We start from the raw sequence: 23,004 nt of genomic DNA, 5'->3' as shown, positions 1-23,004 counted from the left end.
AGGGTTTCCGCCGGAGCTGGCTTGAGATTGGCAGCCCGGCTTTCGGCGGGTCTGCGCGCTGACGGTTTCGCGTCGCCAGGGCGTGACTACCAGCGAAAGTCGCGGTTTGTGGGTCTGCGCCCTGCCGCCGCGAAACCGTGGCCTTCGGCCAAAAGAGGGCGCGCGTTGTGGTTGTTTCGCCTGCCGCCCAACGGGTTTACTGCGGTAGCTCGAGACTTAGCGTGCTCACGTTTTGCACTGAAGCCGCCCGGGTTTGTGGTCGTCCACCTGGGTCAGGACTTACCGAGGTCACCCGGGTACAGGTACTCAGGCGCGGGCTTCCCGGCCACATAGAACCAGGCGTCGAAGAAGCCTTGAAGGTTCTTGTGCGACACCAGTTCCACGTACTTCTGGAACTCCTTGAAACCGGCGTTGCCGTTGCGGTGCAGGGTCGGCCAGGTCTTCAGCACGAAGTCGAACGCCGGGGCGCCGATGGTGTTCTTCAGCGCGTGCAGTGCCATCGGGCCCTTGCTGTAGACGGCGGTGAACTCGCGGCCCGCGCCCATGTCGTACAGCTTGTTGCCGGGCGAGTTCCAGAAGGTGGCACTCGCGGAGTTCACCGCGGCGAGGTACTTCGTCTTGAGGTCGACGCCGCTCTTCGCCTCGTCCCACAGCCAGGTGGCGTAGGACGCGAAGCACTCGTTGAGGCAGACGTCCTTCCAGTTCTTCACCGCGACCGAGTCGCCGTACCACTGGTGGGCGTTCTCGTGCACGATCGTGCCGATGTTGCCGGCGCGGCCCGAATAAATCGGCCGGCTCAGGGTCTCCAGCGAGAAACCGATCGGCTCGGCGAGGAAGATGCCGCCTGCCGCGTCCACCGGGTACGGGCCGAACTTCGACGACAGGAAGTCGATGATCTCCGGCAGACGTCCTTCGGCGGCCTTCGTCGCGTCGGAGGTGCCCGGCGCGTAAGCGTTGACCACGGGCGTGCCGTTGGACAGCTTCGTGCGGTCGAACTCCCACTTCTCGATCGCCACGGTGGTCATGTACGGCACCGCGGGGGTGTCCTCGGACCAGACGTGCGTGGTTCCCTTCGGGCCCTTGCGGGTGCCGCGCTCCTTGCCGTTGGCGATGACGCCCCACTCGTCCGGTACGGTGATGGCCAGGTGGAAGGTCGCCTTGTCGAGCGGGGTGTCGTTGACCGGGTACCAGGTCGACGCCGACTTCGGCTCGCCGGCGACGAAGGCGCCGCCCGAGGCCGAGTACTGCCAGCCGTTGTTGCCCAGCGCCGGATCGTCGATCGGGGCGGGCGTGCCGTGGTAGACGATCTCGGTCGAGAAGTGCTGGCCGACGTAGATCGTGCGCGCCGGGGTGATGGTCAGCTCGTGCTCGCCGCCGCGGGTGAACTTCGCGGTGCGGCCGTCAACCTTGACCGAGTCGACGGTCAGCCCGCTGAGGTCGAGGTTGAAGGAGCTCAGCGACTGCGTGGCGCGCGCCGAGATGACTTCCTTGGCGTCCAGTTGACGGGCGGCGGGGTCGTAGTCGACGGCGAGGTTGTAGTCGTCGACGTTGTAGCCGCCGTTGCCGTCCTGCGGGTAGTAGCTGTCACCAGCCCCGTCGGCACCGGGCTTGCCGCCCCAGAACGTCGAGTCGGCGCTCGCCACGCCGCTGCCGAGGCTGACGCAGGCGATGACGGCCGCGGTGACCGTCGCGGGCCGGCGCCAGCGATTCGGACTTGTCATGAAGGCTCCCGCAAGTCGTAGTTTTGCTCTTGAACGCGTTGCGAACGTATCGCGACATCCGCATACGTCCAGGCCATTTAGTCCGTTTGTCCTGATAATCCCCACTTCAGTCGGCCCTTAAAGGCACCGCGACCCTGGATTCTGGAAAGCTGGTCTTGTGCGAGTAGCGCTGCTGGGCCCGGTCCGGGCAGAGGGGGACGACGGCACGCCGATCGACATCGGCGGTGTCCGCCTGCGCATGCTCTTGGCCCGCCTCGCGCTCGACGCCGGGCGTGCGGTTTCGGTGGAAGCACTGGTCAGCGGGCTGTGGGGCGACGAGGCGCCGGCAGACGCGGCCAACGCGCTCCAATCCTTGGTATCGCGGCTCCGCAAAGCGCTTCGGGCTGCCGGCGCGACGATCGATTCCACGTCCGGTGGTTACCGGATCGAGGCGGACGTCGACGCCCACCGGTTCGAAGTCCTCGTCGCGCGCGGACGTCGTGAGCTGGCCGCGGGCTGTTATCCCGAAGCGTCCGGTTCGCTCGGCGGCGCGCTCGTGTTGTGGCACGGGGACGCGCTGGCCGACGTCCTCGACGCGCCGTTCGCCCATGCCGCCGCGAACCGCTGGTACGAGCTGCGTACCGGGGCCCTCGAAGACCGGTTCGACGCCGAAGTGCGGCTCGGGCGGCATCTGGAAGTGCTCGCCGACCTCGAGTCCGCCAGCGTCGCGCATCCACTGCGGGAGCGGCTCGCCGGGCTGCGGATGCGCGCGCTCTACGCCGCCGGGAGACAGTCGGAGGCGCTCGCCGTCTACGAGGAGATCCGCGGCACGCTGGCCGAGGAGCTGGGCGTGGATCCGTCCGCCGAGCTGCGCGAAGCCCACCTCGCGGTGGTCCGCGGCGAAGTGGCGAAGGTGGCTCCGGCCGTCGACCGGCTGCCGGTCCGGCTGACCAGTTTCGTCGGCCGCGACGACGAGCTGAAGCTGTTGAGTGAACTGCTGTCCGGGTCACGGCTGGTGACGCTGGTCGGGCCTGGCGGAGCTGGGAAGACCCGGCTGGCCACCGAGGTCGCGACTCGGCACCCGGTCCACGAAAGCGGGCGGGTGTGGTTCGTGCCGCTGGCGGGCGTGCGCGACCCCGGCGACATCGCCGGCGCGGTACTGGCCTCGCTCGAGCTGTGGGAGATGCGCCGCGTCGAAGACCCCCGCGCGCTCCGGCCGCCGCCAGACACGGTGGATCGCGTGGTCGAGGCGTTGAACGCGGGAGAATCCATGCTGGTGCTCGACAACTGCGAGCATCTCGTCGACGCGGCCGCGCAACTCGCCCACGACCTGCTGACCAAGGTGCCTTCGCTGCGCATCCTCGCGACGAGCCGGGAACCGCTGGCCATCGACGGCGAGACGCTGTGCCCGCTCGGGCCGCTCGCGGTGCCGGGCGAGTCGTTGTCGGTCGAGGAGGCGACCGAGCTCGACGCCGTGCGCCTGTTCGTCGACCGCGCGACGGCCGTGCGCCCGGGTTTTGTACTCGATATGTCCACTTTGGACGCCGTCGCCGAGATCTGCCGCCGGCTGGACGGCATGCCGCTCGCGGTGGAGCTCGCCGCGGCCCGGCTGCGGTCGATGACCGTCGGCCAGATCGCCCAGCGCCTCGACGACAGGTTCCGGCTGCTCACCTCGGGCAGCCGCGCGGCCATGCCGAGGCAGCGCACGCTGCGCGCGGTGGTCGAGTGGAGCTGGGACCTGCTCGACGAGCCGGAACGGATGCTGGCCCGAAGACTCAGCGTTTTCCCGGCTGGAGCGGATGTTTCGGCGATCGAGGCCGTCTGCGCCGACTCCGCGCTGTCCGGCGGTGAAGTGCTCTATGTCCTGGGGTCGCTGGTCGAAAAGTCCATTGTGGATGCCTACAGTGGCGAAAACGGTGAACCCCGCTACCGGATGCTGGAGACGATCCGCGTCTACGCCGACGAGCGACTGTCCGAATCGGACGAGAAGCCCGTGATGCTGACTGAGCTGGCACGGTACTACGTCGAACTGGCCGAACACCTGGAGTCGCAGGTGCGCGGTGTCGAACAGATCACGGCGATCGCCACGTTCGACGCCGAGCACGGCACCATGCTGAGCGTCCTGCGCCGGGCGCTCGATGAGTCCGATGTGGACATCGCGCATCGGCTGGTCGGTTCGTTGTTCTGGTATTGGGTGGTGCGCGGGCACAACGGGCACGCGCTCACCTTCATCGAAGAAATCTTGCGGTTCGGCGACCGGTTGCCCGAGCGCGCCGCCGCGGCGTTCAACGCGATCCACACGCTGAACCTCAGCGTGCCCGGCCCGCCCGCCGATCGTCTGCAGGACGTCCCCGCTGTGATCGACGAATGCGTCCGCACCGGCGCGCTGACGCATTACCCGGGACTCGCCATCGCCATTCCCATGCTGGCTTTCCTGCAGCAGGACCGGGAACTCGCCGACCGGATGGTGCGGCTGACCCTCGAAATCACCGATCCGTGGTCGCGGGCCGCGGCACGCTGGGTCGAAAGTTTCATCCTCACCGACGCGGGCGACATCGAAGGTGCTCAGCGAGCGCGCGGAGACGCGTTACGGGGCTTCGAGAAGGTCGGCGACCGCTGGGGTACCGCGATGACCCTCAGCATGCAGGCGGAAAGCCTTTCCCAGGCCGGGGACAGTGCGGGTGCGATCGCGGCCTTCGAGCAGGGGCTCAAGCTCGCCACGGAGCTCAAGGCCATCGATGACATGTGCCAGCAGCGATGGCGCCTCGCGGGGGAATACGCCAGGGCCGGGGACATCGACAGCGCGTGGCGGGAGATCGAGGAGGCGGACAGGATCGCGCGAGCAGGCGGCAACCTGCAGCTCGCCAACATGGCCGCGTTCGGCAAGGCCGAGATCGCCATCTGGGCCAGGGATTTCACCCAGGCCGGTGCGCTTGTCCAGCAGATCAAGGCGATGGCGGACGGCATTCCGTTCCCCGGCGACATCGCGGGCGAATGGGTCTCGATCCTCGAAGCCAAGCTCGCCGTCGAAGCCGGTCGACTGGCGGACGCCGAAGAACTGCTCAAGGTCGCCGCACGGTTCACGACGGCCCGGCGGGACATGCCCGACCTCGCCCGGGTCGCCGAGCTGTTCGCCGACGTCCGCTGGCAGCGCGGAGCCGGGGAAACTGCCGCGACCATGCTCGGGACGAGCCAGGTCATCCGGGGAACCTTCGACGCGGGCAATCCGGAGGTCCGGCGGCTCGTCGCACACCTCAAGGCGGAGCTCGGCGAGCAGCGCTACGCCGAGCTTTACCGCCTCGGGGCCGAGAAGTCCAAAAAGGACGCTTCTGCCTGGGTTGCCAGGATGGTCGGGATCGACGACTAGACGCGCCTGCGGTACGCCCACATCGCGAGCGGGAAGAACACCGCGACCAGCGCCGCCATCCAGATGAACGCACCGGTCAGTGGCCCGGCGACTTCGCCGCCGTTCAGCAGGCCACGCAACGCCTTCGCCATGAAGGTCACCGGGCTGATGTCGGCCCACGCGTGCAGCCAGCCGGGCATCGTGTCGGCCGGGACGAACACGTCACTGCCGAAGTTCAGCGGCATGATGACGATGAACATGAGTCCCTGCACCGAGCCCGGCGTCTTCATCAGCATCCCGACGAACACCGAGATCCAGCAGAAGCACAGCCCGAACACGATCAGCAGCGCGCTCGCGATCACCAGTGATCCCGCGTCGGTGCTGGTCCGGTAACCCATCACCGTCGCCACGATGAGCAGCACCACCAGGCACACGACGTACCGGACGACGTCCGCCAGCACCGCGCCGATGAGCGGGGCGGACCTGGCGATCGGCATACTGCGGAACCGGTCGAACAGGCCCTTGCTGACGTCGGTGTTGAGTGAGACGCCGACGGTCAGGCTGGCCTGGAAGATGTTCATCACCATGATGCCCGGCACCAGCCGCTGCATGTACTCCTGCGTGCCGCCGAGCGCGCCGCCGAAGATGTAGACGAACAGCACCAGGAAGATGATCGGGCCGAGCACGACGTCGGCCAGCTGTTCCGGGTTCTTGCGGATCTTGATGATTCCGCGCCAGGCAAGGGAAAGGCCGTGCTGCACTCCCTTGGTCAGTGAGATGGAGCGCGGTGGCGCGGGGGTTTCCAGGGCGATCGTGGTCATACCAGGCTCCCTTCCGGGCTCGGGTTGCCGGTCAGCGCGAGGAAGACCTCGTCGAGGCTGGGCAGGCGAAGGGCCAGTTCGTCGGCGGTGATCCCGGCATCGTCGAGCTTCCTGACCAAAGTGGACAGCAGCAGGGGATCTGAGGTCGGCACGGTGAGCAGACCGGTGTCGTTGTCCCGTGCGGGTTCGAATCCGGTCAGCTCGGCCAGGATCCTCTCGACGGCGTCGAGATCGGCGATCAGCGTCGGACGGACCTGCAAGGTCTGCCCGCCGACACGGCGCTTGAGCTCGTCGGAGCGGCCGTCCGCCACGACCAGGCCGTGATCGAACACGGTGATCCGGTCGGCGAGCTGGTCGGCCTCCTCCAGATACTGTGTGGTGAGCAACACCGTGGAGCCCTCCGCGACGAGCCTCCGCACCACGCCCCAGACCTCGTTGCGGGCGTGCGGGTCGAGCCCGGTCGTCGGTTCGTCCAGGTACAGCACGTGCGGGCGGCCGACCAGGCTGGCGGCCAGGTCGATGCGCCGCCGCATACCCCCGGAGTACGTCTTGACCGAACGCGTGGCGGCGTCGGTGAGCTCGAACTGTTCGAGCAGCTCGTTGGCCCTGGCCCGCGCGTTCTGCCGCGAAAGGTCCAGCAGGCGCCCGATGAGCATCAGATTTTCCAGCCCGGACAGGTCCTCGTCGACCGAGGCGTACTGCCCGGTCAGCCCGATCATCCCGCGGACCCGCACCGGGTCCTTGACGACGTCGTAGCCGCCGACCGTGGCGTGCCCGGCGTCCGGGCGCAGCAGCGTGGCGAGGATCCTGACGGCCGTGGTCTTACCGGCGCCGTTGGGCCCCAGTACCCCCACCACTTTGCCCGCCGGTACCTCCAGATCGACCCCGCCCAGCGCGGTCGTGTCCCCGAACTTCTTGACCAGGCCTTCGGCCCGGATCGCATATGACATGTGGATTCCTCCTCCTCTTGGCACCCACTGTGGACGGTCGCGCTGACAGGTCCCGCACAGCGCGCTGTCAGCGGCCGGCGGCACCTGTCAGGTTGTGGAGGTGTTGTGGAGATCCGGTGGATTCACCGCCTGGCTACGCCGGATTCGGCAGACTTCCGTTGTGGAAGATCAGAAAGTCCGGCATCGCTGGGTGACCATCGTGCTCGTGGTGGTCGCGATCCCGTTCACCGTGCTCGCCGGCCTGCGGTTCTTCGGTGTCGACGGGGATCGCTACACGATCGCCGCGCTTGCCCTGACGCCGTACGCGGCGGTCTGCGGACTCGTGCTCGCCGCGCTCACACTGGCGTTGCGCCGGTGGTGGACGGGCGGGGTCGTACTGGTGCTGGCCGTCGCGCTGACGGCGTTGGTGCTGCCGCGACTGTTCGCAAGCGATCAACCAGAGGTGACGGGTTCGCCACTGCGCGTGATGTCGTCGAACCTTCTCGCCGGTCGGGCCGACGCACAGCAGCTGGTGAATTTGGTGCGGGAGAACAAGGTCGACGTCCTGAGCCTGTTGGAGCTGACCCAGCCCGTGGTGGACCGGTTGACCCAGGCCGGGCTGTTCTCCTTGCTGCCCAACACGATCCTGCATCCGGCGCGAACCGGCGCGGCGGGCTCCGGGCTGGCGTCGAGGTACCCGCTGACGAAGCTCGGGCTTTCCGGGCCGTCCAGCGGAAAACAGCCGAGCGCCCGGCTCACTTTGGCTGGTGGCTCGGTGGTGGACGTCGTCGCGGCGCATCCGGCCGCGCCGACCTGGAGCGCGTCGGTGTGGCGCACGGAATTCGACAACCTGCCCTCGCCCGATTTCGCCGGTCCGCCGCGGATCCTGGCCGGCGACTTCAACGCGACACTGGATCACGCGATCCTGCGTGACCTGCTCGACTCCGGTTACGCGGACGCGGCCGACAGACTCGGCGAAGGTCTCTCGACGACTTGGCCGTCCAGCGGCCTGGTGCCGCCCGTCGCGATCGACCACGTCCTCGTCGATCGCCGCGTGGCGGTCAAGGCGTACCGCGTGCTCGACGTCCCGGGCAGCGATCACCACGCCGTGTACGCCGAATTGATTTTGCCGAGCTGACCCCGGGCGGGCCGCGGGTTGGGCAGACTGGCCCGATGCGCTTTCGTCGTTCGCTGCTGATCTTGCCGCTGCTGCTCGCGGCTTGCGCAGTGCCACCTGCGGAGTCGAGCGACACCGTGCTCGGTTTCACCCCGCATCCCGGTGCCGTGGAGTTCGCCAGCGCGACCCTCGATTGGGTGGACGAAGCCACCGGCCTGCTGGCGCTGGTGCCGGTGGGCGACTGCGTGACCGGCATCGGCAGCTACGCGACCGACACCGGGACGGTGCCGGTGAACTGGTCCGGGGAGCGGGGCTGCGCCAAGCTCGTGCTCGGCGCGATTCCTGAAGGAACGCCTGGTCAGGCCATTCGCCCGGTCACCACCGCCGTGGCTTTGACGGACGGCTCGATCATCGCGGCGGGCGAGAAATTCGCGCGCCGAGGACCAGGCGGCCGGGCCACGTTGTCCGCGCTCGACGGCTACAAGGACACAACGGCCCTGGTCAAGACCGGGGGCCGGCTGGTCGCCATCGGCACCGGGGCCAAGAACAAGACGACCACCGGCCCGGCCGCCTGGCTTTCCGATGACGCCGGCGTGACCTCACGCCGGATCGACCTGCCGACGGGCGGGGGCAAGGCCCGCCCGGACGTGCTCGGCGTCGACGGCGACAGCTTGCTCGCCGCGAGTGGTGATGCGGCGACAGTGACGCTGTGGTCGTCGGCCGATCGGGGCCAGACGTGGGCCGTGTCGACGTCTCCGGTGGGCGAGGACACGACCATCACCGGTGTCGTGCGCGCGGGGGCGGAATGGCTGGTGTTCGGTGGCGCCGGTCGTGAGTCCGGCAGGCGAACGCCGGTCCTGCTGCGGGGTAACCCGGGTGGGTGGAAACTCGAAGGCCTGGCCCAGTTCGGCGAAGGCGGCATCGTCGCCGGGACCGTGGACAAGACGGGAAACGCGATCCTGCTCGGCCGGGACTTCGACCGGGCGAAAACCGTCAAGCGGCCGCGTTACTGCGCTGCGGTTTGGGTCCAGGACGGGGCGTCCTGGGAACGCGGCGAACTCGGCTGTGCCGAGCAGCCGCCACGGCTCGTCACCACACTGGCGGACGGCCGTGTGCTCATCGCCGGGAATCGCGACCTTTGGCTGCGCTGAGCAGCTCGTCCACCGAGGTGAGCGTCGAAAGTGCCGGTGCGGCAAGGGAAATGCCCCGGCCGTGGCGGACTTCGGGCTCCCGCGGGTTGACGCGGATCAGCGCGCCCTTCGCGGCGCTGGCGAGCTCGGACTGCCGGCGTACGGTCGGAACCGCTTGTCCCGCCCCGAGTTCGATCACCACGAGGTCGCGATTCCGGCGTCGCCAGGTGGTCAGCTCGTCGAGCTGCGCCTGGCTGCGGTGCGGCACCCAGTCGTAGTCGCCGAACATCAGGATGTTGGGCCGCGCCAAGCCACCACAACGCGGGCAGGAGGGCAACGGCGTCAGCGCACGCATGGTTTCTTCGTCGATGGGGACTTCGAGCCCATCCGCGGACCAGATGTCCGTGCCGCAGCCCTCGAAACACTGCAGATAGTGGATCGAGCCATGGGCTTCGGCCACCTGCTCGAAGCCGGCGCGCTGGAACTGTCCGTCCACATTGGAGGTGAAAACGCGGACCCCGCCGGGCATCGCCGATCCCCAGTCGCGCAGCAACCGGAAACCGTCGTGGGGCACGGTTTCGCGGTACAGCGCCAGCCGGTGGCCGTAGAAACCCCAGGCCAGTTCGGGATCGCTGCCGAAATGCCGCGGGTCCGCGAGCTCGGCGAACTGCAGGCCGAGCCGGGCGTAAGGCGGGTAAGCCCGCCAAAAGCCTTCGTCACCACGGAAATCCGGCAACCCGGAGTCGACGCCCATGCCGGCGCCCGCGCACACCAAAAGGGCCCCCGCCGCCGAGATCAGCTCGGCGGCGCGGGCGAGTTCGTCAGTCACTCAGCCTTGGGACCGCTGCTCTGCACGACCTCGAACTCCAGCAGGCCCGAACCCGTGCCGACCGGCTTCGCGCGCTCGCCGGAGTGGGCTTCCTTGGCGGAACCCTTCATCCACGCCTGGAAGTGCTCTTCGGTCTCCCAGCGGGTGTAGACGAAGTAGCGCGTCTCACCGGATACCGGCTTCAGCAGCTCGAACCCGAGGAAACCGGGCTCGGAATCCACCGCGCCGAGCCTGGCGGCGAACCGCTTTTCCAGTTCTGGGCCGGAGCCGTCGGGAACTTCGATTGCGTTGATCTTCACGACTGCCATAGCCCCAGGATAGCGGTCCGGTTCGGCGTGGCAGCCGTCACATTTCTGTGCCAGGGTGGAGCCAATGGGGATCGCACCGGAAAACACCGACGAAGAGTCCTTGCGCGCTTTCGCCGTGCAACTCCAGCGGATCATCCGGGCGACGGCCGATACCGTCGCCGAGGACAGTGTCGCGGCGCCGCTGATCGAGAAGGTCACTTCGCATCTGAAAGTGCCGCTCGCGCAGGTGGTCGTCGTGGCGCAGGAGCTGGAGGCCTGGGAACACGCCACCTTGCAGCGCGGGGTGGACAAGTACCTCGAAGAACAGGGAACCGATCCCGCCTGGTTCGGTATCTCCGGTGGTCAGCGTGGTCACGAAGACCTGATGGGCATGTTCGCGGCCGCTCGGCGGCACGGCATCTACGAGCTGGGCGCGGTGGACTTCGCCACGGCGTCGATCGGGCCGGAGGAGGTCACCGAGGCCGTGCAGCTCGGGCTGGTGCCGACGACCGCTCCGGACGGCACGCCGGTCATCGTCGGTATCCGGGGTCCCGGTGGCATGCACGGGCCGACGATCTGCCGGTTCGAGGTGCTTTCGGAGTCCCGCGCGGCGGCGGTCGCGGCGCGGGACCGTATCGAGCAGCTGATGCGCGCGCACGACGTCCTGCGCGGCCAGGTGCTGGCGTTCGGCGTCAGTGAGAACCGCGGGAACCAGATGCTCACCTTCCTGCCGAGGCCCGATCTCGGCGGCGGCGACGTCGTGCTGCCGGACGGCGTGCTGGACACGATCGAGCGACATGTCGTGAGCGTCGCGGACCAGTCCGCCCGGTTGCTCGCTTCGGGGCAGCATCTCAAGCGTGGCCTGCTGCTGCACGGTCCGCCGGGCACCGGCAAGACGCATACCGTCCGGTACCTCATGGGCAGGCTGCCGGAGACCACGGTGATCGTCCTGACCGGCACGGCGATGCGGTTCATCGGCAACGCCGCCGCGCTCGCCAGGCGGCTCCAGCCCTCGCTCGTCGTGCTGGAGGACGTCGACCTCATCGCGCAGGACCGCTCCACCACGCCGACGGGGAACCCGCTGCTGTTCGCGCTGCTCGACGCGATGGACGGGATCGGCAACGACGCCGACGTCACCTTCGTGCTGACGACGAACCGGGCCCAGGAGCTGGAGCACGCGCTGACCGATCGGCCCGGCCGGATCGACCTCGCGGTGGAGGTCCCGAAACCGGACGCCGAAGGCCGGGAACGGCTGTTCCGGCTCTACGGCAAGGGTGTCGAGCTGACAGCGGATCTGAGCCAGGCCGTCGCGGAAACCGAAGGCGTGACGGCGTCGTTCGTCAAGGAGCTGCTGCGGCGGGCGGCGTTGATCAGCATCGCGGGCGACCCCCACGGCACGACGGTGGTGGTCGACGACCACGCGCTCACCACGGCGTTGCGGGAGATGAACGAGTCGCGCAGCACGCTCACGCGCTCGCTCCTCGGCAGCGGCTAGCGGCTAGCGGCTAGCGGCGGAGGGTGCCGGGGAAGAGGTCGGCGTCACCGGGGATGGTGGTGCCGCGGAACCAGGCGTCCAAGAAGGAACGGAGGTCCTGACCGGCGACCGCGGTGACGAACTCTTCGAAGTCGGACCAGGAAGCGTTGCTGTGCCGGTACTTCGCGGGCCATTCCTTCAGCACGCGGTTGAAAGCCTCGTCACCGATCTTCGCGCGCAGCGCGTGGACGGCCAGGATTCCCTTGTCGTAGACGCCTTCGAACTCTTGCCCCGGGCCCATGTCGTAGAGCGGCGGCGCCCAGAAGTCCTTGCTGTTCTTGTACTTCTCGACCGCGCGCAGGAATCGGTCGTTCAGGTCGGAGCCGTCCTTCTCCGCCCACAGCCATTGCGCGTACGAAGCGAAACACTCGTTGAGGCAGATGTCGGCCCACGACTTCACCGAGACCGAGTCGCCGAACCACTGGTGGGCGTTTTCGTGCACGACCGTGGAGATGTCAGCCCAGCGCGCGTAGGTCGGCCGGGTCTGGGTTTCCAGCGAGAAGTGGAGATTCTCGTCGAGGTAGATCCCGCCGGCCGCGCTCTGCGGGTACGGCCCGAACTTGGTCGCCAGGAACGCCAGCACGGCCGGGACCTGGGAACCGGCGGCTCGCCGCGCTTCGGCGCCGGGCGCGTACGCGTCGACGACCGGGACGCCGCCGGGCAGCGTCGAGCGCTCGAAGGTGAACTTGTCGATGGCCAGCGTGGTCAGGTAGCTCGCGACGGGGTTCGGTTCGCTCCACGCCGACGTCGTCCAGCCGTCGGCCGAGGTGGTGCCCTCTTCGCGGCCGTTGGAGATCGCCGACCAGCCGTCGGGCACGCGCGCTGTCAGGTTGAAGGCCGCTTTGTCGAGGGGTGTTTCGTTCACCGGGTACCAGTAGGCCGCGGAATGCGGCTCGCCCAGGACATACGCGCCGCCGGACGCCGACTTCTGCCAGCCACTTTCGCCGATGTCGCTCTCCCCGGTACCACTCAGTTGCGCCCCGGCCGGCGTCCCGGAGTAGAGGACACGGGCGCGGAACATGCTGTCCTTGGCCACCGGTTCGGCCGGGGTGATGACGAGTTCGAATTCATCTTCTCGGGTGAACTTCGCCGGTTTGTCGTTGACCTGCACGGATTTGACGTCGAGTCCGCGGAGGTCGAGGTTGAACCGGCTGAGGTTCCGTGTGGCTTTGGCGGTGACCGTGGTGTCGCCGTCGAGATGCCGCGTCGCCGGGTCGAAGCCGACGTCGACGTGGTAATCGAGCGCGTCGTAACCGCCGTTGCCGTCGTTCGGGTAGTACGCGTCACCGGCGCCGGGATCACCCGGCAGCGCGTCCGTCAAGGTGGGTGTCGGCGCGGGTTGACCGGCTTTGTCGGTGGTGCAGCCCATAATCAGCACCGGGACCGAGCAGAGCACCAAGAGCGCTGATCGGCGGCGGGCCATGGAAGGAGCATAGGTGAGCGGGCGCGAAGGTTTGGTCACGTTCGGCGGTGAGGGGCCGCCGATCGTCCTGCTGCACGGGCTGATGGGCCGCGCCCGTACCTGGTGGGAGGTCTCGCGCTGGCTGCTGCCGTACGGCCGGGTCGTCGGTCTCGACGCACGCGGTCACGGCCGGGGTCCCAAAACAGGGCCCTGGCACACCGAGCAGTTCGCCGAGGACGTCGCCGAGCTCGTCACGGAGCTGGACGCGGGGCCCGCGATCGTCATCGGGCATTCGATGGGCGGGCTGCACGCGTGGACCTTCGCGGCGACCCATCCCGATCTCGTGCGCGCGGTGGTCGTGGAGGACATGGCGCCGGACCAGCGGGGCAAGACGGTCGACAAATGGCGGTCGTACTTCGATTCGTGGCCGGTTCCGTTCCAGTCGCTGGCGCAGGTGCGGGAGTTCTTCGGCAGCACCGGCAACTACTTCACCGAGTGCGTCGAAGAACGCGAAGACGGCTATCACCTGATGGCCGACCTCGAGGACCTGTACGTAATCGCGGCCGAGTGGGGACGCCGCGATTACTGGTCCTTCGTGGACAACGTGAAATGCCCGCTGCTGGTGATCGAGGGCGAACACACGGCGATGCCTGCCGGGCAGCAGGCCGAAATGGCGGCGCGGGCTCCTGGCGGGGGCAGGCACCTCGTCGTCGCGGGGGCCGGCCACGTCGTCCACGAAGACGCGCCGCTGGAGTACCGTGGCGCTGTCGAGGCGTTCCTGAGCGAGGTGATGGGGCGCTAACAGGACGATCGTGTAATGCTGACGCGGTGCGGCTCCTGGTGGTCGAAGACGAACGAAGGCTGGCCGAGTCGCTGCGTGCCGGGCTCGAGGTCGAGGGCTATGCGGTGGATCTCGCGCACACCGGGCCCGACGGACTGTGGATGGCGGGCGAGGTGCGGTATTCCGCCATCGTCCTCGACATCATGCTGCCCGGGCTGAGCGGTTATCGGGTCTGCCAGAAGCTGCGGGCGGCCGGGAACACCACGCCGATCCTGATGCTCACGGCCAAGGACGGTGAGCACGACGAAGCCGAGTCACTGGACACCGGCGCCGACGACTTCCTCTCGAAGCCGTTCTCGTACGTGGTCTTCCTGGCCCGGCTCCGCGCGCTGATCCGTCGCGGCGGTTCGTCGCGGCCGAGTGTGCTGCGGCTCGGCGACTTGAGTCTCGACCTCGGCACCCGCAAATGTCGCCGTGGCGCTCTCGACATCGCGCTGACCAGCAAAGAGTTCGCGCTGCTCGGTTACCTGCTGGAGCGGTCCGGCGAGGTGGTGACCAAGGCGGACCTGCTGGAGAACCTGTGGGATTTCGCCTCGACGGTGTCGGCGAACCTTGTCGAGGTCTACATCAGCGCGCTGCGCCGGAAGATCGACACCCCGTTCCCGACAAAGCTCATCCGTACCGTGCGTGGCGCGGGATATCAGCTGGTCGCGGCGGATGGCTAACGTCTGGGCGCGCATGTCGACGCGGGTGCGCGTGGCGTTGTTCGCGGGTCTCAGCGCGGCTGTCGCGCTCAGTGCCGGCGCGATCTGGTTCGTCTCACTGCTCCAGCAACGGCTCGAGGTGTCCGCGCAGGACCTGTCCAGTGCGCACGTGACCGCGTTGATCGGGTTGCTGCGCACGGGAGCCGATCCGGCGGCCATCCCCGATTCCTACCAGTTCGGCCCGTTCGACATCGTCAACGCCGACGGCGTCCGGGTCGGCTTCAACTGTGAAAGCCCGATCTTCCGGGTCGCGCAGGCGGTCGACGAGAACGGCCGGCTTCTGCCCTCGGCAACCGACGACTCCTGCCTCAGCTCCCTGGGCCTCAGCTCGGGGACGTGGGAGGTCACCGACGATCGCAAGTACACCGTGCACGCCGCGGTGCAGGTGGACCCGGCCGGGCTCGAGGTGGTCGACGCGGCGAAGTCCCAGGCGCTGTGGGGTGTCCCGGTGCTGGTCCTGCTGATCTCGACTGTCGCCTGGTTCGCCGCGCGAGGTTCGCTGCGGCCGGTCAAAGCGCTCTCCGACGGCGTCGGCGAGATCACCGCGAACGACCTGAGCCGCCGCGTCGCCGTGCCGCCGTCCGGTGACGAGATCACGCAGCTCGCGCGGCGGATGAACCTGATGCTGGACCGTGTCGAGGACTCCAGCGTGCGCCAGCGCCGATTCACCGAAGACGCGTCGCACGAGTTGCGCACGCCTCTCGCGTCGATGCGGACACAGCTGGAGATCCAGCTCGCCCACCCGGACCGGATCGACTGGCGCAAGACCGTCGCCGACGTCGGCGAGGACGTGGAACGGATGCAGGCGCTGGTGACTGACCTGATGCTTCTGGTCCGGGTGGAGGGTGCCCAGCCGAGTCCACTTGAGCCGGTCGATCTGGCCGGTGTCGTCGCGGATTCGTTGGGGGACAGGCAGTTCCGCAAAGGTCTCGAGGTCGACTTCGACGCGGCGGACGTGACCGTGCTGGCCGATCAGCGGCTGGAGCGAGTGATCCGGAATCTGCTCGACAATGCCGAGCGGTACGCGTCGGAGACGATCGAAATCTGGGTGAAGGCAAGCGATTCCGACGTCGTGCTCGCCGTGGAAAACGACGGGCCGCCCATTCCGGAAGCTGAACGAGAGCGCGTGTTCGAGCGGTTCGTGCGACTCGACGAAGCCCGCGACAGGGACAGCGGTGGCTCCGGGCTGGGGCTGGCGATCGCCCGCGAAATCATGGTTTCCTACGGCGGAACCCTGAAGGTCGAGCGTGGCGCGCGGTTCGTCGCGCGATTCCCGCTGCCGCCGACCTGAAGACGTCTTCAGCTCGCTTCAGGTTCGGTTAAGCCTTCGGTAGCCAGCCTGGGCCCATGTCGATCATGGACCGCGTTTCCCCGGTCGTGCTGCCGAGCGCGCGCAAACTTGTGCTGTACGGCCCGGCCGGGGTGTTGTTCCTGCTGTACGCGGGCTGGTCGGTGGCAAGGCATCGGGCGTTCCAGACCACCGGTTACGACCTCGGGATCTTCGTGCAGGGGGTCAGGTCCTACGCCGAGGGCCGCTGGCCGGCGTCGGATCTGCTCGGCCCCGGGTTTTCGCAGCTCGGGGACCATTTCCATCCGATCCTCATGCTGCTGGCGCCGTTCTACAAGCTCTGGCCGCACGCCGAAACGTTGCTCGTCGCACAGGCCGCGCTGCTCGCGCTGTCCGCGGTGCCGATCACCCGGCTGGCCACGAAACACCTCGGCAGTGGCCGCGCGGTGGTCGTTGCCTTGGCATACGGGCTTTCGTGGGGGCTGCTGCGCGCGGTGACTTTCGACTTCCACGAGGTCGTGTTCGCGGTGCCGTTGCTGGCCTTCGCGCTCGAACGGCTGGTACGGCGCGAGTGGACCGCGGCGGTGCTCTGGTCGTTGCCTTTGGTACTGGTGAAAGAAGATCTGCCGCTGACGCTGGCCGCGCTCGGGGCGTATCTGTGGTGGCAGCGGCAGCGCAAACTGGGTGGCTCGCTGATGGTGTTCGGCGTGCTCACCTGGGCCGCGCTGACTTTCGTGGTGCTACCGGCGCTCAACGCGAACGGCCGGTACGGGCACTGGGCGTCGCTGCCGAACTCGATGTCGATGACGAGCGGTATCCCGATGAAACTGCTGACGCTCGCGTTTCTGTTGCTGCCGACGTGTTTCCTGGCGGTCCGGTCGCCGCTGGTCGTCATCGCGGTGCCCACGCTGGCTTGGCGATTCGTTTCGGGGAACCCGAGCCATTGGGGGATCAGCTACCACTACAGCGCGGTGCTGATGCCAGTCGTGTTCGTCGCCTTCGTCGTGGTGCTCGCGCGATTCGAAAAGCCGAAGCTGTCGGCGAAATTGGTCAGTGTCAGCTTGGCTGTTTCCGTTTTGTCCGGGGTTCTCGTCGCCGCGGATTCCACCCCGCAGCGCACCTGGACGTCATCACAGCAGACCGCGACCCGGGACCTGCTACGCCAGATTCCCGACGGTGACACCGTTGCCGCGTCGAACCGCTTGGCGCCACAGCTCGCCGACCGCACGACCGTGCTGTACTTCCCGAACTTCCCGACCGACGACCTCCGTCCGACCTGGCTGGTCGTCACCCGAGAGCTCCACGGCTGGCCCACCACCCCCGCAGACCAACAACGCAAACTGCAAGCCTTACAGGCCACCGACTACACCCTGATCACCCAAAACGACGTCACCCTCCTCTACCACCTCCGGTAGCCCCTCTGGGGAATATGTCGGGCTAGGTGTGGGCGAGGAGGGATTTCCAGTCGAGGGAGGTGCGGGCGGAGGTGGTGATCAGGGGCCAGATGTCGGCGCCGAGGAAGCCGGTCTCGTCGGTCTGGGAGGTGGCGTAGCAGGCGTGCGGGGTGACACCGCGAGACGCGGCGAGTGCGGCCACGGCGTCCTTTGTGGACTTACCGAACACGCCGTCGGTCGGCACCTTCGCTCCCTGATCACGCAGCAAACGCTGGGCGGTCAGTACTTTTGGCCCGGTGTCGCCGGGTTTGAGCAGTGGCCACTCGGCGCGCTCCACCGCGGCGATGCCGAGCACCTGGCCGACCGCGGTCCGCAGTTCGGGGAGCCGGTTGTAGAGCACTTGGCCGGGACACTCGGTGGAGTTGAAATCCCGATGCCCCTTGATGAATTCCGGCGTGATGCCGTACTGGTCGGCGATGTACGCGATCAGCTGCACCAGCGAATCCCACAGCGCCTGCGTGACGTCGACAGTGCTGTACAGGCCTTCGTTCTCGATGCCGATGCATTCGCTGTTGTGGTTGCCCACGTTCGCACCCTGGACGTGCCGGGTGCCGCCGCGCAGGATCTCCCAACTCCGGTGCCTACCCTCGGTGACGAACCCGCCGCGGCTGTTGGTGAACTGCTGCCCGGTGTCGATCCAGCCGCGGGTGTCCATGTGGAAATCCTGGATGTCGCGGGAGATCTGCAGCGCGTGGTCGAGGCTGTAGTCCTCGACGTTGCCCGGCGAAACGGTGTGGTGCACGACGATGTACGTCGGTTTGTGGTTCTCCACCACGATCGCGCCGGTCGCGGGCCGGGCGTTCCATTCGGCGGTGGTGTAGACGCGCGGCGCGGCCACCTTGGGTGACGCGGACGCCGGCGTCGAACCGAACAGCCCCAGCGTCCCGGCCGCGGTCACGGTCAGCCCGCCTTTGAGCAGTAGACGCCGGTCAAAGCCTGATTCGGCCATTTGGGACTCCCTCGACCACGGGTGTGTCGGGAGAAGCTAACCCGTCGACCGTGATCCAGACAACTCCTAACCAACTTTCGTTGTGAGTCGTTAGTGTTCGCCGGGCAGGGAGAAGAGGCCGCCCACGGTCTGCTCGACGAGCCCGTCGACCAGCAGCGAGTCCAGGCAGCGGTCGCGCTGACCGGCGTCGCTCCAGACGACGTCGAGTGCCTTCTTCTCCACCGCGCCTTCGGTTCCGCGCAGGACGTCCAGCAGCAGCCCGCGGACCTGCCTGTCCGTCCCGGCGAAGCGCTGGACCTGCTTTGCGGGCCCGGCATACGCGGGTTTCCCGGCGCGCTGCCACGCGCAATCAGGATAAAGTGGACAGTCCGCGCAACTCGGGGAACGCGCGGTGCAGATCAGTGCGCCGAGTTCCATGATCGCGGCGGAAAACCTTGCCGCGCGGGCGGCTTCGAGCGGGAGCAGCGCCTCGACGTCGGCCATGTCCCGCGTGTTCGACGGCGGCCCGGCGTCGGCCGCGCCGTGCACCGCTCGCGCCACGACCCGCCGGACGTTGGTGTCCACCACCGGCGCGCGCTTGCCGTAGGCGAAGGCGACGATCGCGCGGGCGGTGTACGCGCCGATTCCCGGCAGCGCGAGCAGAGTGTCCACATCGGACGGAACGACGTCACCGTGCTCGGCCGCGATCGCCGTGGCGGCCGCGTGCAGCCGCAACGCGCGCCGCGGATAGCCGAGCTTTCCCCAAGCCCGGACCACTTCGCCCTGGCTCTCGGCGGCCAGCGCCGAAGGCACCGGCCAGCGCGTCAGCCACTCTTCCCAGATCGGCCGCACGCGGGCCACCGGCGTCTGCTGCAACATGATTTCGCTGACCAGAACGCCCCAAGCGGTGCATTCCGGCTCACGCCATGGCAGTTCCCGTCCGTGGGTATCGAACCAGTCGACCAGGATTTCGACGTCTACGGACACGGTCGGGAAGTGTAGAGCGTGTCTGGTGGATCTTGATTCGCGGATCCCATCGAATAGAACCACCAGACACGCTCTAGTCGACCTCGCTGAGCTCTCCGGTCTTGACGTCGTAGACGAAGCCGCGGACGTTGTCGGTGTGCGGGAGGAAATCGCTGCGCCGCACGCGCTGCACCGACCGGCGGACACTGTCCTTGACCTCGCGGAACGCCTCGATGGACCACGTCGGCCTCAGGCCGGTCGCCTCCTCGAGTTCGTCCTTGAAGCCGTCCTCGGTGACCAGTTGGAGCCCGCAGTCGGTGTGCTGGACGATCATGACCTCACGCGTGCCGAGTTTGCGCTGGCTAAGCGCGAGCGAGCGGATGACGTCGTCAGTGACCACGCCACCGGCGTTACGCAGGACGTGCGACTCACCCTGGATGAGCCCGAAGATCTCGAACACCCGGACGCGGGCGTCCATACAGGTCAAAATCGCCACGTGCAAGGAGGGCTGCGGAGAGGACCGGTCACCCGGCACCACGTTTCCCAGAGCTTCGTTGCGCTTCAGCAGTACGTCGATGGATGACACGGTGCACCCTCTTCTGTGTAGATACTGAGAGTGGTTGAACACCTATTGGAACCGCTCTACCGTTGTCGGGCAAGCCTTCTAGGGGCTCCTCACCCGTCAGGTCAGGGCCCGAACCAGCGTTCTTCGACCGTCCTGGGGGGACCCGAGGTCGAGCCGAGGCGGAGTTCCGTCGGCAGGATGATGACCTTCGAGGTGACCCGCTCGGCGGCGCCGAGAAGCAGCTTGCCCGCCGCTTTTCCCTTTTCCAGCACGGGTTGGTGCACCGTGGTGAGGCCGATGCGCTCGGCCTCGGTGATGCCGTCGAAGCCCGTCACAGTGAGGTCTTGGGGGACCCGCAGGCCCCGACGACTCGCCTCGGCGAGCGCACCGAGCGCGAGGATGTCAGAGGTACAAATCACAGCCGTGATCTGGGGCTGAGCGTCCAAAAGCTGCCTCGCCGCGGACGCGCCGTCGTCGACGGTGTGGTCGAACCGCTCGACGACCGGGACCGTCGACCACTCGACGCCGACCTTCTCGAATTCGGCGGCCAGTGCGGCCAGCCGGGCGCTCTGGACGTGGAAGTGGGCCTCGCGCTGACGGGCGATCGGGGCGAAGTCATCGTTGCGCTCGCGGGCCAGCCGCATGCACAGGACACCGATCTGCCGGTGGCCCAGTTCGATGAGGTGCCGGGCGAGCCCGGTGATGGCGGCCGCGTCGTCAGGTCCGACCCGATCGATGCCGTCGATCCGCGGCTGGTCGATGATCACCGTGGGCACCGGCCGCTGCAGGACCGCCTGCAGGTGAGGGTCGTCGTCGGGCACCGAATAGACCACGAACCCGTCGACCCCGGCGCGGTGAACCGCGGCGACGTCTTCCAGGCCGGGGCTGGCGGGCACGAGGTGCAGGCCGACGCGGGCGTCCTCGCAGGCCAGCGCCAGTCCCTCCAGCACGCCGATGGCCGCCGGGTCACGGAAGGCATAGGAGAGGTTCTCGGTGAGAAGCAGTCCGACCGCGCCCGCCTTGCGGGTGCGCAGGGAGCGGGCGACCGGGTCGGGGCCCGGGTAGCCGAGCCGGCGCGCTGTTTCCAGCACTCGGCGGCGCAACTCCGGGGACAGCTGATCCGGTCTGTTGTAGGCGTTGGACACGGTGGTCCTGGACACGCCGAGTTCGGCGGCGAGCGACGCCAATGTCGCCTGCCTCCTGGTGCGAATAGGACGGCCCATCGGAGAACCGTAACGGTTCAGAAGGCGTGAGGAGAAGTGACACCCCACTCGATCTCACGTGACCCTCCGTACATCGGAGCCCCGGAAGTTTGCCAGGACGTCCATCCATCGGGGTAAAGTGAATCTGACAACGGTTACCATTACTGACAGTGCGGCTCTCGGCCATGGGCGAGAGCGCATATCAAGTAGGAGTTCCACATGAGTTCCCGCCGCACCCGGAGCGTGCTCGCCGCCGCTTCCGCCCTGACCGTGCTCGCCCTCGGCGTCACGGCCTGTTCCACTACGGACAGCTCGGCCTCCACCTCGGACAAGATCAAGGTCGTCGCCTCCACGAACGTGTGGGGCAGCGTCCTGTCGGCCGTCGGCGGCGACAAGGTCGAGGTCACCTCGATCATCCACGACCCGTCGGCCGACCCGCACTCCTACGAGACCACCGCGGAAGACGCCCTCTCCGCGCAGAACTCGAAGCTGCTGCTCGGCAACGGCGGCGGCTACGACGACTTCTTCACCAAGCTCGCCGCCCAGGCGCCGGACGCGAAGAAACTCGTCGCCTACGACATCGCCGCGACGGGCAACGAGAACGAGCACGTCTGGTACAGCCTGCCCAGTGTCGAAAAGGTCGCCGACCAGGTCGCGGGGCAGCTCGGTGAGGTCCAGCCCGCGTCGAAGCAGGCCTTCCTCGACAACGCGTCGGCGTTCAAGGCGAAGCTCGAGACGCTACTGAAGAAGGTCTCCGAGCTCGGTGTCACCCACCCGGGTACGAAGGTCATCGCGACCGAGCCCGTCGCCCACTACCTCCTGGACTCGGCGAAGGCCACCGACGTCACGCCCAAGGCGTTCTCCGCGGCCGTCGAGCAGGAGACCGACATCCCGGTCACCGCGGTGAACGAGGTCAAGCAGCTGATCGCTGGCAAGCAGGTCAAGGCCGTGGTCAACAACGCCCAGACGACGACCTCGATCACCGACCAGATCGTCGGGGACGCGAAGACCGCCGGGATCGGTGTGGTGGATGTGACCGAAACGCTGCCCGCCGGGGTCACGGACTACATTGATTGGATGAGCAAGGAAGTGGACGCCCTGGCAGGAGCCCTGAACTCCTGATGCCGGTGCCAGTCCTGCCAGACGCTCGCCCCGCTGTCCAGATCAGCGGGGCGAGTCTCGCGTTCGGTAACCGGACCCTTTGGTCCGGTCTTGACCTCGATGTCGCACCCGGTGAGTTCCTCGCGGTGCTCGGGCCGAACGGCTCGGGAAAGACGAGCCTTCTCAAGGTGCTGCTCGGCCTGCAGCCGCTGTCCGCTGGTTCGGCGAGGCTGGTCGGCAGGCCGCCGGGCGGCAGCAATCCGCAGGTCGGGTATATCCCGCAGCAGCGCTCGGCCGACGACGTCACCCTGCGCGGGACGGACCTCGTCGGGCTCGGGCTCGACGGCCACCGCTGGGGAACGGGCCTGCGACGCCTGGGCGAACGGCGACGTCGGGTGTCCGACGCAATCGCTTCCGTCGGCGCGGCTTCGTACGCGAACTCGCCGGTCGGCCGGCTTTCCGGTGGCGAGCAGCAGCGGCTCCGCGTCGCGCAGGCGTTGATCGGCGATCCGCGTGTCCTGCTCTGCGACGAGCCATTGTTGTCCCTCGACCTCGCGCACCAGCGGGCCGTCAGCGAACTCATCGACGCCCGGCGCCGCGAGGCGAATACGGCCGTCCTGTTCGTCACCCACGAGATCAACCCGGTCCTGCGCTACGTCGACAAGGTGCTTTACCTGGTCAACGGCCAGTTCCGGGTCGGGGCGCCGGACGAGGTGATGAACTCGAAGACGTTGTCCGAGCTGTACCGGACCAAGATCGAAGTGATCAAGGTCGGCGGGCAGATCCACGTGGCCGGCGCGCAGAGCGCGTTGTGCGAGGACGAGCCGCACCACCACGCCCTCGACGAACGGGTGTCCTGA

20 protein-coding genes are annotated in these 23,004 nt (G+C 67.8%); 10 read left to right on the top strand and 10 right to left on the bottom strand.

Features of this window, described 5'->3' with window-relative positions; genetic code table 11:
• Positions 1-272 precede the first annotated feature (272 nt).
• Positions 273-1,721, bottom strand: a complete 1,449-nt coding sequence (locus tag VGP60_RS22445; protein WP_327550024.1) for a M1 family metallopeptidase — start codon at positions 1,719-1,721, stop codon at positions 273-275.
• A 157-nt stretch (positions 1,722-1,878) separates the two neighbouring features.
• Between VGP60_RS22445 and VGP60_RS22440 the strand changes: the two genes are divergently transcribed.
• Entirely contained in the window at positions 1,879-5,067 is a 3,189-nt protein-coding gene (locus tag VGP60_RS22440) for a BTAD domain-containing putative transcriptional regulator (RefSeq protein WP_327550023.1), read from the top strand.
• Here the strand turns inward: VGP60_RS22440 and VGP60_RS22435 are convergent.
• Positions 5,064-5,867 carry an ABC transporter permease gene (locus VGP60_RS22435; RefSeq protein WP_327550022.1) on the bottom strand — a complete coding sequence of 268 codons (804 nt, stop codon included), beginning with the start codon at positions 5,865-5,867 and terminating at the stop codon, positions 5,064-5,066. The two genes, VGP60_RS22440 and VGP60_RS22435, sit on opposite strands and share 4 nt — an antisense overlap.
• Complete coding sequence (locus tag VGP60_RS22430; protein ID WP_327550021.1) at positions 5,864-6,817, bottom strand: ATP-binding cassette domain-containing protein; 954 nt, start codon at positions 6,815-6,817, stop codon at positions 5,864-5,866. Before VGP60_RS22430 ends, VGP60_RS22435 begins: the two co-directional genes overlap by 4 nt.
• A 160-nt stretch (positions 6,818-6,977) precedes the next feature.
• Here VGP60_RS22430 and VGP60_RS22425 point away from each other — a divergent pair, with 160 nt between their 5' ends.
• Together VGP60_RS22425 and VGP60_RS22420 are read left to right on the top strand one after the other, a co-directional pair.
• Positions 6,978-7,934, top strand: coding sequence for an endonuclease/exonuclease/phosphatase family protein (locus VGP60_RS22425; protein WP_327550020.1), 957 nt, complete (start codon positions 6,978-6,980; stop codon positions 7,932-7,934).
• 35 nt (positions 7,935-7,969) lie between these two features.
• Positions 7,970-9,064, top strand: a complete 1,095-nt coding sequence (locus tag VGP60_RS22420) for a hypothetical protein (RefSeq protein WP_327550019.1) — start codon at positions 7,970-7,972, stop codon at positions 9,062-9,064.
• Here VGP60_RS22420 and VGP60_RS22415 read toward each other — a convergent pair.
• On the bottom strand, positions 9,030-9,872 hold the full coding sequence (locus tag VGP60_RS22415; RefSeq protein WP_327550018.1) for an SIR2 family NAD-dependent protein deacylase: 843 nt from the start codon (positions 9,870-9,872) through the stop codon (positions 9,030-9,032). The two genes, VGP60_RS22420 and VGP60_RS22415, sit on opposite strands and share 35 nt — an antisense overlap.
• Positions 9,869-10,180: an antibiotic biosynthesis monooxygenase gene (locus VGP60_RS22410; RefSeq protein ID WP_327550017.1), complete on the bottom strand. Its 312-nt coding sequence runs from the start codon at positions 10,178-10,180 to the stop codon at positions 9,869-9,871. Before VGP60_RS22410 ends, VGP60_RS22415 begins: the two co-directional genes overlap by 4 nt.
• 64 nt (positions 10,181-10,244) lie before the next feature.
• On the opposite strand from VGP60_RS22410, the gene VGP60_RS22405 reads away from it, so the two are divergent.
• Positions 10,245-11,654 (top strand): ATP-binding protein, encoded by a 1,410-nt coding sequence (locus VGP60_RS22405; RefSeq protein ID WP_327550016.1) that lies wholly within the window; start codon positions 10,245-10,247, stop codon positions 11,652-11,654.
• Positions 11,655-11,664: 10 nt separating this feature from the next.
• Here the strand turns inward: VGP60_RS22405 and VGP60_RS22400 are convergent, their stop codons facing one another.
• On the bottom strand, positions 11,665-13,116 hold the full coding sequence (locus VGP60_RS22400; RefSeq protein ID WP_327550015.1) for a M1 family metallopeptidase: 1,452 nt from the start codon (positions 13,114-13,116) through the stop codon (positions 11,665-11,667).
• Between the two features lie 13 nt (positions 13,117-13,129).
• Here VGP60_RS22400 and VGP60_RS22395 point away from each other — a divergent pair, with 13 nt between their 5' ends.
• The 4 genes from VGP60_RS22395 to VGP60_RS22380 are packed head-to-tail and all read left to right on the top strand — an operon-like array spanning position 13,130 to position 17,343.
• Positions 13,130-13,897: an alpha/beta hydrolase gene (locus VGP60_RS22395; RefSeq protein WP_327550014.1), complete on the top strand. Its 768-nt coding sequence runs from the start codon at positions 13,130-13,132 to the stop codon at positions 13,895-13,897.
• A gap of 26 nt (positions 13,898-13,923) precedes the next feature.
• Positions 13,924-14,601 carry a response regulator transcription factor gene (locus tag VGP60_RS22390; RefSeq protein WP_327550013.1) on the top strand — a complete coding sequence of 226 codons (678 nt, stop codon included), beginning with the start codon at positions 13,924-13,926 and terminating at the stop codon, positions 14,599-14,601.
• Positions 14,594-15,931, top strand: a complete 1,338-nt coding sequence (locus tag VGP60_RS22385; protein WP_327550012.1) for an ATP-binding protein — start codon at positions 14,594-14,596, stop codon at positions 15,929-15,931. Before VGP60_RS22390 ends, VGP60_RS22385 begins: the two co-directional genes overlap by 8 nt.
• A 56-nt stretch (positions 15,932-15,987) precedes the next feature.
• Complete coding sequence (locus VGP60_RS22380) at positions 15,988-17,343, top strand: DUF2079 domain-containing protein (RefSeq protein ID WP_327550011.1); 1,356 nt, start codon at positions 15,988-15,990, stop codon at positions 17,341-17,343.
• 22 nt (positions 17,344-17,365) lie between these two features.
• On the opposite strand, the gene VGP60_RS22375 is transcribed toward VGP60_RS22380, so the two are convergent.
• The 4 genes from VGP60_RS22375 to VGP60_RS22360 all read right to left on the bottom strand — a co-directional run bounded on the left by VGP60_RS22375 (position 17,366) and on the right by VGP60_RS22360 (position 21,064).
• Positions 17,366-18,331 carry a peptidoglycan recognition family protein gene (locus tag VGP60_RS22375; RefSeq protein ID WP_327550010.1) on the bottom strand — a complete coding sequence of 322 codons (966 nt, stop codon included), beginning with the start codon at positions 18,329-18,331 and terminating at the stop codon, positions 17,366-17,368.
• 90 nt (positions 18,332-18,421) lie between these two features.
• Positions 18,422-19,297, bottom strand: a complete 876-nt coding sequence (locus tag VGP60_RS22370) for an A/G-specific adenine glycosylase (RefSeq protein WP_327550009.1) — start codon at positions 19,295-19,297, stop codon at positions 18,422-18,424.
• Between the two features lie 73 nt (positions 19,298-19,370).
• Positions 19,371-19,862 carry a carbonic anhydrase gene (locus VGP60_RS22365; protein WP_327550008.1) on the bottom strand — a complete coding sequence of 164 codons (492 nt, stop codon included), beginning with the start codon at positions 19,860-19,862 and terminating at the stop codon, positions 19,371-19,373.
• 101 nt (positions 19,863-19,963) lie between these two features.
• Entirely contained in the window at positions 19,964-21,064 is a 1,101-nt protein-coding gene (locus VGP60_RS22360; protein ID WP_327550007.1) for a LacI family DNA-binding transcriptional regulator, read from the bottom strand.
• A gap of 198 nt (positions 21,065-21,262) precedes the next feature.
• Between VGP60_RS22360 and VGP60_RS22355 the strand changes: the two genes are divergently transcribed.
• Positions 21,263-22,165, top strand: coding sequence for a metal ABC transporter solute-binding protein, Zn/Mn family (locus tag VGP60_RS22355; protein WP_327550006.1), 903 nt, complete (start codon positions 21,263-21,265; stop codon positions 22,163-22,165).
• Positions 22,165-23,004, top strand: coding sequence for a metal ABC transporter ATP-binding protein (locus VGP60_RS22350; RefSeq protein WP_327550005.1), 840 nt, complete (start codon positions 22,165-22,167; stop codon positions 23,002-23,004). Before VGP60_RS22355 ends, VGP60_RS22350 begins: the two co-directional genes overlap by 1 nt.

This window comes from Amycolatopsis sp., assembly GCF_036008905.1.
Classification (GTDB): domain Bacteria; phylum Actinomycetota; class Actinomycetes; order Mycobacteriales; family Pseudonocardiaceae; genus Amycolatopsis.
Note: the sequence above shows the minus strand (reverse complement) of the source record. Positions and strands in the feature narration are given on the sequence as shown.